Genomic DNA, 14334 nt, shown 5'->3' with positions numbered 1-14334 from the left:
CCCGGGCCGTCGCCACCGGAAACGGCGGGGCCGGCGCCGGGGACGACGCGGGCCGGGCGCCGGGGACGATGCAGGGCCGGCGCCGCATCGCGGCGCCGGCCCTGCGTGTCGTACCCGTCAGGCGAGCGCGGCCTGGGCGTCCAGGGTCACCGCGGCGGCGTGCACGACGGCGGCGATGCGCAGTCCCTCGTGCACCTGCTCACGGCTGAAGCCCGCGTTGCGCAGGGTCTTCTCGTGCGACTCCAGGCACACCCCGCAGCCGGTGATCGCCGAGACCGCCAGGCACCAGAGCTCGAAGTCGGCCTTGTCCACGCCCGGCTTGGCGATGATCTGCATCCGCAGCCGCGCCGGGATCGACTGGTACTGCTCGTCGCCGATCAGGTGCTTGGCCCGGTAGTAGACGTTGTTCATCGCCATGATCGCGGCGGCGCCCTTGGCGGCCTCGACCGCCTCCGGCCCGAGGTGGGTGGCCGCCTCGGCCGCGATCTCGCGCAGCACCACCGGGTTGCGCGCCGCGACGGCACAGGCCAGGGCGGTGCCCCACGCCTGCTCCGGCTTCAGCGTGCTGGTGGCGATGGTGGAGCTGAGGTTGAGCTTGATGTCCTTGGCGTACTCGGGCAGAGCCGCCTTGACCGCGTCCAGACCCATGGTCAGGCCCCGGCACCGGCGAGGAGCTTGGTGGCGTCCAGGGTCTCGCCGCCCTTGTTCCAGTTGCACGGGCAGAGCTCGTCGGTCTGGAGGGCGTCCAGCACCCGCAGCACCTCGGAGACGTTCCGGCCGACCGAGCCGGCGGTCACCATGACGAACTGGATCTCGTTGTCCGGGTCGACGATGAAGGTCGCCCGCTGGGCCACGCCGTCCTCGCCGAGCACGCCGCAGGCGGCGGTCAGCTCACGCTTGACGTCGCTCAGCATCGGGAACGGCAGCTCGCGCAGGTCCGGGTGGTCCTTGCGCCACGCGTAGTGGACGAACTCGTTGTCCACCGACACGCCGAGGACCTGGGCGTCCCGGTCGGCGAACTCCTCGTTCAGCCGGCCGAACTCCGCGATCTCGGTCGGGCAGACGAAGGTGAAGTCCTTCGGCCAGAAGAAGACGACGCGCCACTTCCCCTGGTGCGACTTGTGGTCGATCGACTCGAACGCCTTGTCGGCGTCCAGCGACACGCAGGCGGTGAGTTCGTACTCGGGGAAGCGGTCACCGACAGTGAGCACAGGTCCTCCTTGACAGCGGCACGAGGCCGGTAACTGGATCGGTTCCAGATACTTCCCCAGCTCCGTTTCCGCCGGTCGGCGGCCGGGTGACTTGTGAAGTCGATCACCGGCGGCGGGTCGTGCCGGCGAGCCGGTCGCCCGTGCGGTATCGGGACCCTCCGTCATCGTCCCGCCATGTGGATTACGCCTCCCAAAACCGGGTCCCGGGTGGCAGAGTGGCGATCGTGACCAGCACCGACCTGATTATTCGCACCTAGCGCGCCGGCCTCCCCCTCCGCCGAGCGCGCAGACCTCCCGCATCCGCGGGGGGTCTTTTTGTTGCTCCCGAAAGGACTCCCTGATGACGTTCCAGGTGTACGACACCACGCTGCGCGACGGCGCCCAGCGCGAGGGGCTCAGTTACTCGGTGGTCGACAAGCTCGCGGTGGCCCGCCTGCTCGACGAGTTCGGGGTCGGCTTCATCGAGGGAGGCTGGCCGGGCGCCGTGCCGAAGGACACCGAGTTCTTCCGACGGGCGCGCGCCGAACTCGACCTGAAGCACGCGCTGCTGGTCGCGTTCGGGGCCACCCGGCGAGCGGGGGTGGCCGTCGGCGAGGATCCGCAGGTCCGCGGCCTGCTCGACGCGCAGACGCCGGCGATCGCCCTGGTCGCCAAGGCGGACCTGCGGCACGTCGAGCGGGCGCTGCGCACCACCGCGGCCGAGAACCTGGCGATGGTGCGCGACACGGTGGCGCACCTGGTGGCCGAGGGGCGCCGGGTCTTCGTCGACGGGGAGCACTTCTTCGACGGCTACCGGTCCGACCCGGCGTACACGGCCGCCGTCGTGGAGACCGCCCTCGCCGCCGGCGCCGAGCGGGTGGTGCTCTGCGACACCAACGGCGGGATGCTGCCCTCCCAGGTGACCGCCGCCATCGCCGACCTGACCGCGCGGCTCGGGGTCGGCCCGGAGCTGCTCGGCATCCACTGCCAGAACGACACGGCCTGCGCGGTGGCCAACACCGTCGCCGCCGTGGAGGCGGGAGTGCGCCACTTCCAGGGCACCGCCAACGGCTACGGCGAGCGCCCCGGCAACGCCGACATCTTCGCCGTGGTCGCCAACCTCCAGCTCAAGCTCGGGCTGCCCGTCCTACCGGAGGGCTGCCTGGGGCAGATGGTGCGGGTCTCCCACGCCATCGCCGAGATCGCCAACATCGCCCCCGACACCCACCAGGCGTACGTCGGGGCCGCGGCCTTCGCCCACAAGGCGGGGCTGCACGCGAGCGCGATCAAGGTGGATCCGCTGCTCTACAACCACGTGGACCCACAGGTGGTGGGCAACGGCATGCGGATCCTCGTCACCGAGATGGCCGGCCGGGCCAGCGTCGAGCTCAAGAGCCGTGAACTCGGCCTGGACCTGGCCGGCCATCCGGAGGCGCTGTCGCGGGTCACCCGGCGGGTCAAGGAGTTGGAGGCCGGCGGCTGGTCGTTCGAGGCCGCCGACGCGTCGTTCGAGCTGCTGGTCCGCTCGGAGCTGGACACCGCCCCCGCCAGGCCGTTCGCGCTGGAGTCGTACCGGGTGCTGGTGGAGCACCGGGAGGACGGCGCGGTGGTCTCGGAGGCGACCGTCAAGATCCGCGTACGCGGGGAGCGGGTGATCGCCACCGCCGAGGGCAACGGTCCGGTCAACGCCCTGGACGAGGCGCTGCGGGTCGGGCTGGCCCGGCACTACCCGGAGCTGCGCGACTTCGAGCTGGCCGACTACAAGGTGCGGATCCTGGAGGGGACCCACGGCACCGGCGCGGTGACCCGGGTGCTGCTGGAGACGGTCGACGGCAGCAACCGCGACTGGACCACGGTCGGCGTGCACCCCAACGTCGTCGAGGCGTCCTGGCACGCCCTCGTCGACGCGCTCACCTACGGCCTCGACCGCGCCCGGGTCTGAGCCGCCCCGGCCCCCGCGCACCGGCAGCCGGGGGCTCACCCGACCGGGAGGCGCAGCTCGGCCAGGACGGCGCGGTGGTCGCTGCCCCGCACGCGGTGCACGGTGACCGCGCGCACCGCGATCCGCCGGTCGACCAGCACGTGGTCGATGGTCACCGGCGGGACCGGGTCCCCGTCGTACGGGCCCCAGGTGCCGACCAGGCCCGCGCCGACCTGGTCGGCGGCGTCGACGTAGCCGGTGTCCAGCAGGGCGCGCAGCGGGGCGTGGTCGAGGGTGGCGTTGAAGTCGCCGGCGAGGATCCGCAGCGGCCCGTCCGGGGTGGCGGGCGGCTGCGCCGCCAGGTCGGCGCGCCAGTGGCCGACCTGGTCCACCGCGTACGGGGCCGACGGGTGCGCCGACTCGACCCGGACCGCCGGCGCCCCGGGGACCGCCACCGTGCCGTAGGCCTGGTCGAATCCCCAGCCGCCGCGGTTGTGCCGGACGCCGCCGTCGCTGATCGGGAACCGCGCGTAGAGGCCGGAGCCGACGGTGCCGGTCTGCGGGTGGAGTTGTCGGTGGGGGAGCAGCCCGGGCAGGCCGAGCCGGTCCAGCTCCGCCTCGGCGTCCGGGGTGAACTCCTGCACGGCGAGACGTCGACCCGGTGCCGCCGGACCAGGTCGACCAGCGCCCGCGCGTCGCCGGCCCCGGCGAGCAGGTTGGCGGTCAGCAGCCGCACCGTCGGCCCGCCGGCCGGGGGCTGGCCGGACGGCAGTGCCCGGGGCGCCACCACGGCCACCAGGGTCGCCGTGACCAGCGCCGCGACCACCGCGGGCCACCGGCGCCGCAGGGCGAGCGCGAGCACCAGCGGCAGGAGGCTCCCGGCGGCGGCGTACGGGGTGAAGGCGAGCAGTTGCACCAGCGGCCCCCGGTCGAGACCACCCAGTCGTACCGCCGCCCAGGCGACCCCGGGCGCGACGGCGGCCCAGCAGAGCGCGGTGCGCAGCGGCGCCGTCCGGCGGCCCGTCGCCGGCCGCGCGGTCTCGGTGATCACGGCCGGAGGATAGCGCCCGGGCACCCGTCCGGCGGCCCCGAACGCGCCCACGCGGCGGCCCCGAACGCAGTTCGCATGACCCGTTCATGAATGGTGCAGCGTTCGCTTCTCACAATTATCTGGCCCCGGATTTGGTGTTTGAATGGGCGTGATCGACTATTGACGCCCGGCATTTTGCGGTGCTACCTTCCAGTGGGTTGAGACGTCGAAACTCTGAGTAGTAATACCTGCTCAGGGCCGGTGAGAAATCGTTGAAGCGACAACATCTAGGTGCGGCCTGACGGTGTGGGCTCCAGGCGGTTGTCGCTATTTCCCCGGCCCGAAAAAATGGAAGTCAACCGTCCCGCTTTCACGTGGGACCGGTCGAATCCGCACGGTCAACAAAAGGGAGACCTGTCATGACCACACTCTTCCGACGCAAGGCGGTGGCGGTGGCGTTCGCCGCGCTGGCGCTCACCCTGGCCGGCGGCGGGATCGCCGTCGCCCAGCCGGCGGCGCAGGCGCCCGCCGAGGTCGCCCAGCCGGCCGCCCGCCAGCCCGGTTCCGGCAGCCAGCCGGCGGTGACCCCCGCCGAGGCGCGCAAGGCCAAGGCCGCGCTGGCGCAGGGCCCCTCCGCGCTGGCGAGCGCGCCGGGCACCGTCGCCTCCGCCGTCGTCGCCAGCAACGGCACCCTGCTCCGCGGGTCGCCCGAGGTGGTCTCCGCCACCCGGTACGGCCCCGGGGAGTACCAGGTGCTGTTCAACTACAACGTCTCGCTGAAGGCGTTCCACGCCACCATCGGGACCACCGACCCGTACAACGTGCCCCCGGGTGGCGAGATCTCCGTCGCGCCGCGGCTCCAGACGCCGAACGCGGTCTTCGTCCAGACCCGCAGCTCGTCGGGGAACGCGTCCGACCGGCCGTTCCACCTGGTCATCGCCAACTGAGCACCGCCTGACGACGCCGGCCCCCTCACCTGGGTGTGGGGGCCGGCGCCGTCGCGCCGCCGTCGCCCGCCGACGCGGGGCTCAGGGGGTGTGGGCGACGCGGGCTCGGGGTGTGGGTGTCGGGTCGGGAGGGTTGTCCCGGTTCGGGCCGCTAAGGGCCGTCCCCGCGCCGATAATCCGACGTTTGTCCGACCGCCGGCACGGGAAGCAAGCACCGTGACGGACATCTCGGACACCCTGGCCAGCGTGCCCAGCCCGGCCGATCCCGATGCGACCCCGGCCGACCTGGAACAGACGCTCTTCGAGGTCAAACGCGTGATCGTCGGGCAGGATCGGCTCGTCGAGCGCCTGCTCACCGCCCTCATCGCAGACGGGCACTGCCTGCTGGAGGGCGTGCCCGGGGTGGCCAAGACCCTCGCCGCGCAGACCCTGGCCACCGTGGTCGGCGGCACCTTCTCCCGGATCCAGTTCACCCCGGACCTGGTCCCCTCCGACATCGTCGGCACCAGGATCTACCGCGCGTCGCGCGAGGACTTCGACATCGAGCTGGGCCCGATCATGGCGAACCTGGTGCTCGCCGACGAGATCAACCGGGCCCCGGCCAAGGTGCAGTCCGCCCTGCTGGAGGCGATGGCCGAGCGGCAGGTCTCCATCGGCGGGCACAGCTATCCCGTGCCCGAGCCGTTCCTGGTGCTGGCCACCCAGAACCCCATCGAGTCGGAGGGGGTCTACCAACTGCCGGAGGCGCAGCGCGACCGGTTCATGATGAAGGTCGTCGTCGACTACCCGAGCGACGCCGACGAACTCGCCATCCTCTACCGGATGAGCGCCGACCGGCCCGTCGCCCGGCGGGTGCTCGACCCGCAGCGACTGCGGGACCTCCAGGCCCGCGCCACCCACGTCTTCGTGCACCACGCGATCGCCGAGTACGTGGTCCGGCTGATCTTCGCCACCCGGGACCCCGGCCGGTTCGGCCTGCCCGAGATCGCCCCGCTGCTCGCGTACGGGGCCAGCCCCCGGGCCACCCTCGGCCTGGTCCGCGCCGCGCGGGCCCAGGCGCTCCTGCGCGGTCGCGGGTACGTGCTGCCCGAGGACGTCCGCGAACTCGCCGTCGACGTGCTCGCCCACCGGCTGGTGCTCTCCTTCGACGCGGTCGCCGACGGGGTGGCCGCCGAAGCGGTGGTCCGGCGGCTGGTGGAGGTCGTGCCGCCGCCGCGCGTCGCCACCGCCCAGCCGGAGCACGCGGCCGACCTGGCGGCGGCATGAGGTGGCGCGGGGCCGCCGCGCCGGCCCCCGGGCCGGCCGACCCGGGACTGGCCGACCTCACCGGGGACCGGCGGCTGCGCCGGCTGGAGCTGACCGTCACGCGCCGGCTCGACGGGCTGCTGCACGGCCGGTACCGCGGCCTGCTGCCCGGGCCCGGCAGCGAGACCGCCGGCAGCCGGGAGTACCGGCCCGGTGAGGACGAGGTGCGCCGGATGGACTGGGCGGTGACCGCCCGCACCACGGTCCCGCACGTACGCGAGGTCGACGCCGACCGGGAACTGACCACCTGGCTGCTGGTCGACGCGAGCCCCAGCATGGAGTACGGCACCGCCGAGCTGGACAAGCGGGAGTTGGCCGTGGCGGCCGTCGCGGCGGTCGGCTTCCTCACCGGCGGCGTGGGCAACCGCCTCGGCGCGCAGGTGCTCGGCCCGGACGGGCTGCGCCGGTTCCCGCCCCGCAGTGGACGTACCCATCTGCTCGGGCTGCTCCGGGCCCTGCTGACCGCCCCGCGCGTCGGCGGCCACGACCGCGACGAGCCGGCGCCGGCGGGCCCCGACCTGGCCGACGGGCTGGCCGCCGTGCACCGGGTGGCGCTGCGCCGCGGCCTCGTCGTGGTGGTCTCGGACTTCCTCGACGGACTGCCCGACGACCCACGGCAGGCGCCGTCCTGGGAGGTGCCCCTGCGCCGCCTCGCCGCGCGGCACCAGGTGCTCGCCGTGCAGGTCACCGACCCCCGGGAGCTGGAGTTGCCCGACGTCGGCCTGGTCACCCTCGTCGACCCGGAGACCGGGCGGCGGCGCGAGGTCTGGACCGGCGACCGCGCGCTGCGCGAGCGCTACGCCGCCGCCGCGACCGCCCAGCGCGAGCAGGTACGTCAGGCGCTGCGCCGCAGCGGGGCCACGCACCTGCCGCTGCGCACCGACCGGGACTGGGGCGCCGACATCGTGCGGCACGTGCACGCCCAGCGGCGCCTCGCGGCCGCCCCGGCGCGGGCGGCCCGGGGAGGTGCGGCGTGATCTGGCAGTCGCCCGCCCGGCTCTGGCTCCTGCTCGGGGTGCTCGCCCTGGCCGTCGGCTACCTGTTCATGCAGCGCCGACGCAGCCGGTACGCCGTCCGCTTCACCAACCTGCGGCTGCTCGACCGGGTCGCGCCGCACCGTCCGGCCTGGCGGCGGCACGTGCCGGCCGGGCTCTTCGTGGCCATGCTGGCGCTGCTGGTGGTCGGCTTCGCCCGGCCCACGGCGGAGGTCCGGGTGCCCCGCGAACGGGCCACGGTGATGGTCGCCGTGGACGTCTCCACCTCGATGCTCGCCGGCGATGTCGAACCGGACCGGCTCAGCGCCGCCAAGGAGTCCGCCCGGCGCTTCGTCGACGGCCTGCCGGACGAGTTCAACGTCGGGCTGGTCGCCTTCGCCGGCAGCGCGGCGGTGCTGGTGCCGCCGAGCACCGACCGGGAGGCACTGCACGAGGGCGTCGAGCGGCTGGTCGAGGGGGCCACCGGGGTGCAGGGCACCGCCATCGGAGAGGCCATCAGCACCTCGCTCGGCGCGGTGAAGGGCTTCGACAGCCAGGCGGCGAAGGACCCGCCGCCGGCCCGGATCATCCTGCTCTCCGACGGGGCGAACACCTCCGGCATCGACCCGATGGAGGCCGCGTCCGAGGCGATCGACATGAAGGTGCCGGTGCACACCATCTCCTTCGGCACCCCGGGCGGCACGGTGGACCGGGGCGGCCGGCCGATCCAGGTGCCCGTCGACGGGCAGACCCTGCGCGCGGTCGCCGAGGAGACCGGAGGCGTGTTCCACGAGGCCAGCACCAGCGACGAGCTGCGCGCCGTCTACGACGACATCGGGACCTCGGTCGGCTACCGCATCGAACGGCAGGACGTCTCGGCCCGGTTCATCGGTCTCGGGCTGGTGTTCGCCATGGGCGCGGCGGCCGGCTCGATGCGCTGGTTCGCCCGGCTGCCCTGACCCCGTACGGCCGCCGTCGAGAAGGACACGTGAGGAGCGTACGCATGGCAGTGCAGACCGGGCTGGGCGAACCGCGCGGCCCCTGGTTCATCTCCCCGGAGCTGGATCCGGACGGGCGGGCCCGGTGGGGCGGGCCCGGCCCGGACGGCGGTCCGGCGGGACGCGGCCCGCGCGCGCGGGTGCTGGCCGCGCTGGCGGTGGTGGCCCTGTCGACCGCCTCCGGCGCGGTGGCCGGCGGCATCGTGGCGGGCCGCGACGACGCCCCGGGCCCGGCGGCGGCCTCGGCGGCCCCGGTCCCGGCGGAACTGGTGACCGCGGCCGGGAAGACCGTGCCGGGGGTGGTCTCGGTGCTGGTGGGCGGGGCCGGCGGCGCCTCGGCCTCCGGCTCCGGCTTCGCCGTCGACGACCAGCAGCACATCATCACCAACGACCACATCCTGGCCAAGGGGCGCGGCGGCTCGGTGACGGTGGAACTGCCCGACGGGCGGCGGTTCGCCGCCGAGGTCGTCGGGCGGGAGCCGCGCAGCGACCTCGCCGTGCTGCGAGTGCCGCCGTCGGCCGGCCTGACGGCGTTGCCGCTGGCCAAGCCGGGATCCACCCGGGTGGGGGAGCCGGTGCTGGCGGTCGGCTCGCCGCTCGGGCTGTCCGGCACCGTCACCGCCGGCATCGTCAGCGCACTGGACCGGCAGGTACGCCTCGGCGACAACCGGCACACCGCCGTGCAGACCGACGCCTCGATCAACCCGGGCAACTCGGGCGGCCCGCTGGTCAACGCGCGCGGCGAGGTGGTCGGGGTGAACACGGCCATCGCCACGATCGACGGCAACGGCTCGATCGGCATCGGCTTCGCCATTCCCATCGAACAGGTGCAGCAGACCGCCGACACGATCATCGGGAAGGGCGGCTGAGCTGCGGGCCCGCCGTCCGGGGCGGCCCGGGAATGTGAAAACTGTCGGATACCCGGCGCGAAATGATCGGCCAATGGAAATATCACGCTGAGTATGGATAACTGGCTCGGGTGGAGCGTCCTGGAATCGTGGTCCTCCTGCTGGTGGGCCTGTTGATCGGTACCGGTGTGGGGTCGGCGTACGCCCGGGCACGACGCGGGTGGGCCGACTACCAGACCGTCAAGAAGACCGTGCCCGGCGCCCGGAGCGCCGCGTGGCTGCTGATCAAGGTGGCCACCACGAAGATCGGGGTGATCGCCCTGCTGCTGGTGGGGGCGGTCGCGTACGCCGCCGCCGACTCCGACGGGAGTCCCGACCCACCGACGCAGACCCCGGGCCCGTCCGCTACCCCGAGCGTCCGGCAGGGGCGCTAGCCTCGGGGGGTGGACGACGGACTGCGGGTGAACGACCGGTGGACCGTTCCCGCCGCCGAGCTGCGGGAACGGTTCTCCCGGTCGTCCGGGCCCGGTGGCCAGGGCGTCAACACCACCGACTCGCGCGTCGAGCTGAGCTACGACCTGGCCGCCTCGCCCGGCGTGCCCGAGCCGCTGCGGGCGCGGGCGCTGGAGCGGCTCGCCGGCCGGCTGGTCGACGGCGTGCTCACCGTGGCCGCCAGCGAGCACCGGGCGCAGCTGGCCAACCGGGAGGCCGCCCGCGAACGGCTGGCCGCGCTGCTGCGCGAGGCCGCCGCCCCGCCGCCCCCGCCCCGCCGGCCCACCCGCCCGTCGCGGGGCGCGAAGGAGCGCCGACTGGCCGACAAGAAGCGCCGGTCACAGCGCAAGCGCGACCGCCGCGTCGACGGCGACTGACCCGAGGCTTCCCACGGGTCCTGGTGTTCCTCGCCGTCATCGACGGGATCCGGGCAGCCACCTCCACGGCGCAGCGGGCAGACCGCTGGCTCAGGGGGTCACGCCCCCACCCGTGTCGATGGCGCCGCCTGATCGAGCAGTGCCGCGCAGACACCGATGAGCCGGGCGCGTAGCTGACCGGCACGCTGTGCGAACTCGCGTTGACGCGCCACGTACTCGGCCTTGCCCTCCGGTGTCTCGATGGCCACCGCGGGCTGCCCGTAGGAGGAGAAGTCGTACGGGGACGCCTGCATGTCGAGTAGCCGGATGTCCCTCGCCAGCTCGAAGCAGTCGAGCGCCAGGTCCCCCGGGACCGCGGGGCCCAACTTGGTCGCCCACTTGTGGCAGTCCATCGACGCGTGCAGGCAGCCCGGCTGGTCGAGCTCCACCTGGCTCTCCCGCGTGGGTCGGAGCCGGTTGAGGCCGACCGCGTCCGGGGTGAAGAAGCGGAACGCGTCGAAGTGCGTGCAGCGGATCTGGTGCGACTCGACGACCGCGTCGGTGCCCTCCTGCCCGAGTCGCAGGGGGAGCGGGTGCCGGTGCTCGCGTTGGCGGTACACCATCGCCCACTCGTGCAGGCCGAAGCAGCCGGTGAAGGCCGGTCGCGACGCGATCGCGGACAACAGTCGGTGGATGAAGCGCACCGACTCGGCCCGGTCGACGAGGAACGCCGCGGCGTCGAAGCTCACCGCCCCGTCCGCCGCCGTGGCGTACCAACGCCACTGCCGGTGCGGGGCGGAGCCGTCCGGCCCCGGCTCCAGACAGATGCCCACGCCCGGGTGCCACCGTCGGAGCACCGAGGGCCGGGTGCCGTAGTAGTCGTACAGGAAGTCGTCGATCGCGTGGCGTTCCCCGGTGGCCCTGCGGGCGCGGTGGCCTGCGGTGAGGGCGTCCGCACGCCTCTCGTGCGCTTCCAGGAGGGGAACCCAGGTCGCCGCGGGGACGGTGGTCGACGGCTCCTCGCGCCGGGCCTGCCGGCGCGCCGCGTCGGGCACGGCGGTCGGGGTGAGGGCGGCGGTCACGAAGCCAAGGGTACGACCGCCGCCCGGCGCCCGGTCAGGGCACGTCCACCCGGACCCCGGCGGAGAACACCCCGCTGCGCAGCTCGAGCTGCTCCGGCGGCGCCTTCCCGGCGACGGTGAAGACCAGCGGCAGCACCGTCCGGCTGCCGGCCGCCATCGGCTGGGCGAAGACGTCCCGGCCCTGGTTGGCCGCCCGGGTCGCCTGCTCGTCGGTGCTGACGAAGTTGCCGTCGGGCAGGTACGCCCGTTGCAGCCGGCCGTGCCAGCTCTGCTGCTCCGGGGTGAGGTTGCGCACCCCGACCGTCGCCTCGCACTGCCGGGCCGCGGCGCCGGGCTCGCACGCGACGCGGTACACGGTGAACTCGAACGCCGACTCGCGCAGCGGCTCGCCGACGGCGCCGTTGACCCCCTGGCCCAGCCACGCGCCGCTGGTCGGCTGGCTGTCGGTGTCGACGGCGGCGACCTGCCGGGTGGCCGTCCAGGCGGCGGTGCCCACCGTGCCGGCGAGCACGGCGGCGGCCACCGGGACGATCAACCAGACGGACGGCTTGCGGCGGAGCTGTTCCGGTCGCGGCGCGGCCGGGCGTGGGTAGACCGTCCCTGGATGATGGCCGGAGAGGGCCGCGGCGACCGGCCGGCGGCGCCGGCGCCAGGTCCACACCCCGCCCACCGCGAGCACCGTCACCGTGCCGAGCCCGGCCAGCAGCACCGGCGTCCGGCGCCACGGCGGCGCCTCGGAACGCTCGGGCGCGGCGGCCGGCGCGCCCGCGTTCCAGGTCGCGGTCGCACAGTCGTACGGCCGGCTGCCGTCGCGGGCGTAGGCGCAGGCCGGCGCGGTCAGCGGCCGGGCCGGGGCGGCGGCGGTGAGCGCCGTGCCCAGGGTGGTGGTGCTGCGGGCGGGCAGCTTGAGCTGCCAGGTCACCTCGGTGGCCGACTGACCGGTGGCCCGGGTGGCCCGGCCCCCGGCGGTGATGGCGGTCGCCGAGGCCCCGGGCGGCAGTTCCTGCCGGACGGTGGTGTCCACCGGCGTGCCCCCGCTGTTGCGGACCTGGATCCGGTAGCGCGGCGCCGGCGTGCTCTCCGGCACCACCGCGACCGTGACCGGCGGCTTCGCCACCGGCGGGGCGGCCCGGGTCGGGGTGGGCACCGCCGGCGGCGCCGACGGCATCGCCGGCTCCGGGGTCGGCGCGACCACCGGTGGTGGCGCGGCCGCCGCGGGTGGGGCCGCCGCGGGCAGTGCCGGCACGGCGGAGAGAATGCCGAGGCAGTGTACGAACACTGCGAGGGCCCTGTGGTGTCGTGTCGATGCAGGCATACGAACGAACCTCCGGAGCCGACGCTATGGGCGCGACGACACCGGGCGGGTACGAAGTCGCGAACTCCGCCCCCGCGAGCGGAGGGTGGCGTAGGGTGCGCCCTCCCCGTCTGCGGCGCGCCCCTGACTCCGGCCTCGGCCGGGGCGCGGGTCACCGGGGCTAGATTGGCCTGGTGCGTATCGCTCGTTTTGCTCATGCCAAGGGAATGTCGTTCGGGGTCGTCGAGGGCGAAGCGGAGGCGGGCCCGCAGAGCCTGACCATCGCCGAGATCGAGGGCCACCCGTTCGGCCAGATCACCTTCAGCGGTGCCCGCTGGGCGCTGTCGGACGTCCGCCTGCTCTCGCCGATCCTGCCCAGCAAGGTCGTCTGCGTCGGCCGCAACTACGCCGAGCACGCCGCCGAGCACGGCAGCGAGGTGCCGAAGGAGCCGCTGCTCTTCCTCAAACCGTCCACCTCCGTGATCGGGCCCCGGGACGCGATCCGGCTGCCGATCTTCTCGAAGCAGGTCGAGCACGAGGCCGAACTGGCCGTGGTGATCGGCGCGCCGGGCGCCCGCCGGGCCGACCGGGCCGCCGCGGAGCGGGCCATCTTCGGCTACACCTGCGCCAACGACGTCACCGCCCGGGACCTCCAGCGCTCCGACGGCCAGTGGACCCGCGCCAAGGGCTTCGACTCGTTCTGCCCGATCGGGCCGTGGATCACCACCGGGCTCGACGTCCGCGACCTGGAGATCCGCTGTGAGGTGGGTCGCAATCCCGAGGAGATGGAGGTCCGCCAGCTCGGCCGGACCCGCGACATGGTCTTCGACGTGCCGGCCCTCGTGTCGTACGTCTCGCACGTGATGACGCTGCTCCCCGGCGACGTGGTGCTCACGGGCACACCCGCCGGGGTTAGCCCGCTGCTGGACGGGGATACGGTCACCGTGCGGATCGAGGGGATCGGAGACCTCATCAACCCGGTGGTGCCCGTCGCCTGATCCGCGTCGAGGCCCCGTTTCCGCAGTTCAGGGGCGGTTTGGGGGACTCGATTTGGCCTGCTGGCACCGGGAGGGTAAAGTTTGATCCCGGCACCGCAAGGGGCCAATGGGGTATGGGGTAATTGGCAGCCCGACTGATTCTGGTTCAGTTAGTCTAGGTTCGAGTCCTGGTACCCCAGCGCAGCCGAGGTTCGGAAGAGCTTCGGGCGCTGGATCTCGTAGGAGACGACTCCGGTTCCCGTCAGGGGATCGGGGTTCTCTCTGATAGAGTCCAGCGGCACCGCTCGGCAGAGTGGTGCCGCAAGTTCAGGTTCTGGCCCCGTCGTCTAGCGGCCCAGGACGCCGCCCTCTCAAGGCGGTAGCGCCGGTTCGAATCCGGTCGGGGCTACATCTCAGAACGGCCCGTTCCACTCCGGTGGGGCGGGCCGTTTCGCATGTCCCGCGCCGACGCTGCTTGTTGCCTGCCGCCGCAGACACGGATGGCCCGACGCCGGCGGCTGCGACCCGCCGTGTGTGGCTCGGGCTCGCCCCTGCTGGCCGACCGGTCTCCGCCCCGCCGGTCGTGGCCTCGGCCGAAGCCTGGTCTCCGGTCGTCCGATCCTGGTCGTCCGGGTGGTGGAGTGCCGGGACGACCGTCGGGTCGCCCCGATTTCCGCCCCGGTGAGGGCCGCCGCTAGACTACAGCCGCACCGCTCGCAAGGGCGGTGGAAGCAGTGAAGTCTTGGCCCCGTCGTCTAGCGGCCCAGGACGCCGCCCTCTCAAGGCGGTAGCGCCGGTTCGAATCCGGTCGGGGCTACATCTCAGAACGGCCCGTTCCACTCCGGTGGAACGGGCCGTTCGGCATTCCACCCTCCCGCCCGGGCTGCACCGCGCGCTGTACTTCCGCCCCTGGCCGCGCC

At 73.8% G+C, this 14334-nt stretch carries 13 protein-coding genes, 3 tRNA genes and 1 pseudogene; 12 read left to right on the top strand and 5 right to left on the bottom strand.

Annotated elements, in window-relative coordinates:
* Positions 1-117: 117 nt before the first annotated feature.
* Both ACPXCB_RS03120 and ACPXCB_RS03115 read right to left on the bottom strand, forming a co-directional pair.
* Positions 118-648 (bottom strand): carboxymuconolactone decarboxylase family protein, encoded by a 531-nt coding sequence (locus ACPXCB_RS03120; protein WP_425871951.1) that lies wholly within the window; start codon positions 646-648, stop codon positions 118-120.
* 2 nt (positions 649-650) lie between these two features.
* The gene (locus tag ACPXCB_RS03115; protein ID WP_089001610.1) at positions 651-1211 is read right to left on the bottom strand and encodes a peroxiredoxin; all 561 of its coding nucleotides are present in this window, start codon (positions 1209-1211) and stop codon (positions 651-653) included.
* A gap of 340 nt (positions 1212-1551) precedes the next feature.
* On the opposite strand from ACPXCB_RS03115, the gene cimA reads away from it, so the two are divergent.
* Complete coding sequence (gene cimA, locus ACPXCB_RS03110) at positions 1552-3132, top strand: citramalate synthase (protein ID WP_425871949.1); 1581 nt, start codon at positions 1552-1554, stop codon at positions 3130-3132.
* Between the two features lie 35 nt (positions 3133-3167).
* On the opposite strand, the pseudogene ACPXCB_RS03105 reads toward cimA, so the two are convergent.
* A pseudogene (locus tag ACPXCB_RS03105) lies at positions 3168-4114 on the bottom strand (endonuclease/exonuclease/phosphatase family protein).
* Positions 4115-4560: 446 nt separating this feature from the next.
* Here ACPXCB_RS03105 and ACPXCB_RS03100 point away from each other — a divergent pair.
* The 7 genes from ACPXCB_RS03100 to arfB all read left to right on the top strand — a co-directional run bounded on the left by ACPXCB_RS03100 (position 4561) and on the right by arfB (position 10082).
* Positions 4561-5088 carry a hypothetical protein gene (locus ACPXCB_RS03100; protein ID WP_425871947.1) on the top strand — a complete coding sequence of 176 codons (528 nt, stop codon included), beginning with the start codon at positions 4561-4563 and terminating at the stop codon, positions 5086-5088.
* Between the two features lie 216 nt (positions 5089-5304).
* On the top strand, positions 5305-6354 hold the full coding sequence (locus ACPXCB_RS03095) for an AAA family ATPase (RefSeq protein ID WP_425871945.1): 1050 nt from the start codon (positions 5305-5307) through the stop codon (positions 6352-6354).
* Complete coding sequence (locus ACPXCB_RS03090; RefSeq protein WP_425871943.1) at positions 6351-7370, top strand: DUF58 domain-containing protein; 1020 nt, start codon at positions 6351-6353, stop codon at positions 7368-7370. Before ACPXCB_RS03095 ends, ACPXCB_RS03090 begins: the two co-directional genes overlap by 4 nt.
* Positions 7367-8326 carry a VWA domain-containing protein gene (locus ACPXCB_RS03085; protein ID WP_425871942.1) on the top strand — a complete coding sequence of 320 codons (960 nt, stop codon included), beginning with the start codon at positions 7367-7369 and terminating at the stop codon, positions 8324-8326. The genes ACPXCB_RS03090 and ACPXCB_RS03085 overlap by 4 nt, the downstream gene beginning before the upstream one ends.
* A gap of 44 nt (positions 8327-8370) precedes the next feature.
* On the top strand, positions 8371-9234 hold the full coding sequence (locus ACPXCB_RS03080; RefSeq protein ID WP_425871941.1) for a S1C family serine protease: 864 nt from the start codon (positions 8371-8373) through the stop codon (positions 9232-9234).
* A 110-nt stretch (positions 9235-9344) separates the two neighbouring features.
* Positions 9345-9647, top strand: a complete 303-nt coding sequence (locus tag ACPXCB_RS03075) for a hypothetical protein (RefSeq protein WP_425871939.1) — start codon at positions 9345-9347, stop codon at positions 9645-9647.
* 9 nt (positions 9648-9656) lie between these two features.
* Positions 9657-10082: an alternative ribosome rescue aminoacyl-tRNA hydrolase ArfB gene (gene arfB, locus ACPXCB_RS03070; protein WP_132232586.1), complete on the top strand. Its 426-nt coding sequence runs from the start codon at positions 9657-9659 to the stop codon at positions 10080-10082.
* A gap of 98 nt (positions 10083-10180) precedes the next feature.
* On the opposite strand, the gene ACPXCB_RS03065 is transcribed toward arfB, so the two are convergent.
* Both ACPXCB_RS03065 and ACPXCB_RS03060 read right to left on the bottom strand, forming a co-directional pair.
* Complete coding sequence (locus ACPXCB_RS03065) at positions 10181-11116, bottom strand: 3-methyladenine DNA glycosylase (protein WP_425872143.1); 936 nt, start codon at positions 11114-11116, stop codon at positions 10181-10183.
* Between the two features lie 61 nt (positions 11117-11177).
* Positions 11178-12458, bottom strand: coding sequence for a hypothetical protein (locus ACPXCB_RS03060; RefSeq protein WP_425871937.1), 1281 nt, complete (start codon positions 12456-12458; stop codon positions 11178-11180).
* A 173-nt stretch (positions 12459-12631) separates the two neighbouring features.
* Between ACPXCB_RS03060 and ACPXCB_RS03055 the strand changes: the two genes are divergently transcribed.
* The 4 genes from ACPXCB_RS03055 to ACPXCB_RS03040 all read left to right on the top strand — a co-directional run bounded on the left by ACPXCB_RS03055 (position 12632) and on the right by ACPXCB_RS03040 (position 14231).
* Positions 12632-13435, top strand: a complete 804-nt coding sequence (locus ACPXCB_RS03055; RefSeq protein WP_425871935.1) for a fumarylacetoacetate hydrolase family protein — start codon at positions 12632-12634, stop codon at positions 13433-13435.
* A 107-nt stretch (positions 13436-13542) separates the two neighbouring features.
* Positions 13543-13614, top strand: a tRNA-Gln gene (locus ACPXCB_RS03050).
* Between the two features lie 136 nt (positions 13615-13750).
* Positions 13751-13823: transfer RNA gene (locus ACPXCB_RS03045), tRNA-Glu, on the top strand.
* A gap of 335 nt (positions 13824-14158) precedes the next feature.
* Positions 14159-14231 (top strand) — tRNA-Glu (locus ACPXCB_RS03040).
* The last annotated feature ends 103 nt before the right edge of the window (positions 14232-14334 follow it).

This window comes from Micromonospora sp. DT62, from assembly GCF_049847285.1.
Classification (GTDB): domain Bacteria; phylum Actinomycetota; class Actinomycetes; order Mycobacteriales; family Micromonosporaceae; genus Micromonospora; species Micromonospora reichwaldensis.
This window is presented reverse-complemented; position numbering and strand designations above follow the sequence as displayed.

Coding starts and splice junctions, on each gene's coding strand:
- ACPXCB_RS03060 (WP_425871937.1), bottom strand. CDS start 12,458: ATGCCTGCATCGACACGACACCACAGGGCCCTCGCAGTGTTCGTACAC.
- ACPXCB_RS03100 (WP_425871947.1), top strand. CDS start 4,561: ATGACCACACTCTTCCGACGCAAGGCGGTGGCGGTGGCGTTCGCCGCG.
- ACPXCB_RS03090 (WP_425871943.1), top strand. CDS start 6,351: ATGAGGTGGCGCGGGGCCGCCGCGCCGGCCCCCGGGCCGGCCGACCCG.
- cimA (WP_425871949.1), top strand. CDS start 1,552: ATGACGTTCCAGGTGTACGACACCACGCTGCGCGACGGCGCCCAGCGC.
- ACPXCB_RS03080 (WP_425871941.1), top strand. CDS start 8,371: ATGGCAGTGCAGACCGGGCTGGGCGAACCGCGCGGCCCCTGGTTCATC.
- ACPXCB_RS03120 (WP_425871951.1), bottom strand. CDS start 648: ATGGGTCTGGACGCGGTCAAGGCGGCTCTGCCCGAGTACGCCAAGGAC.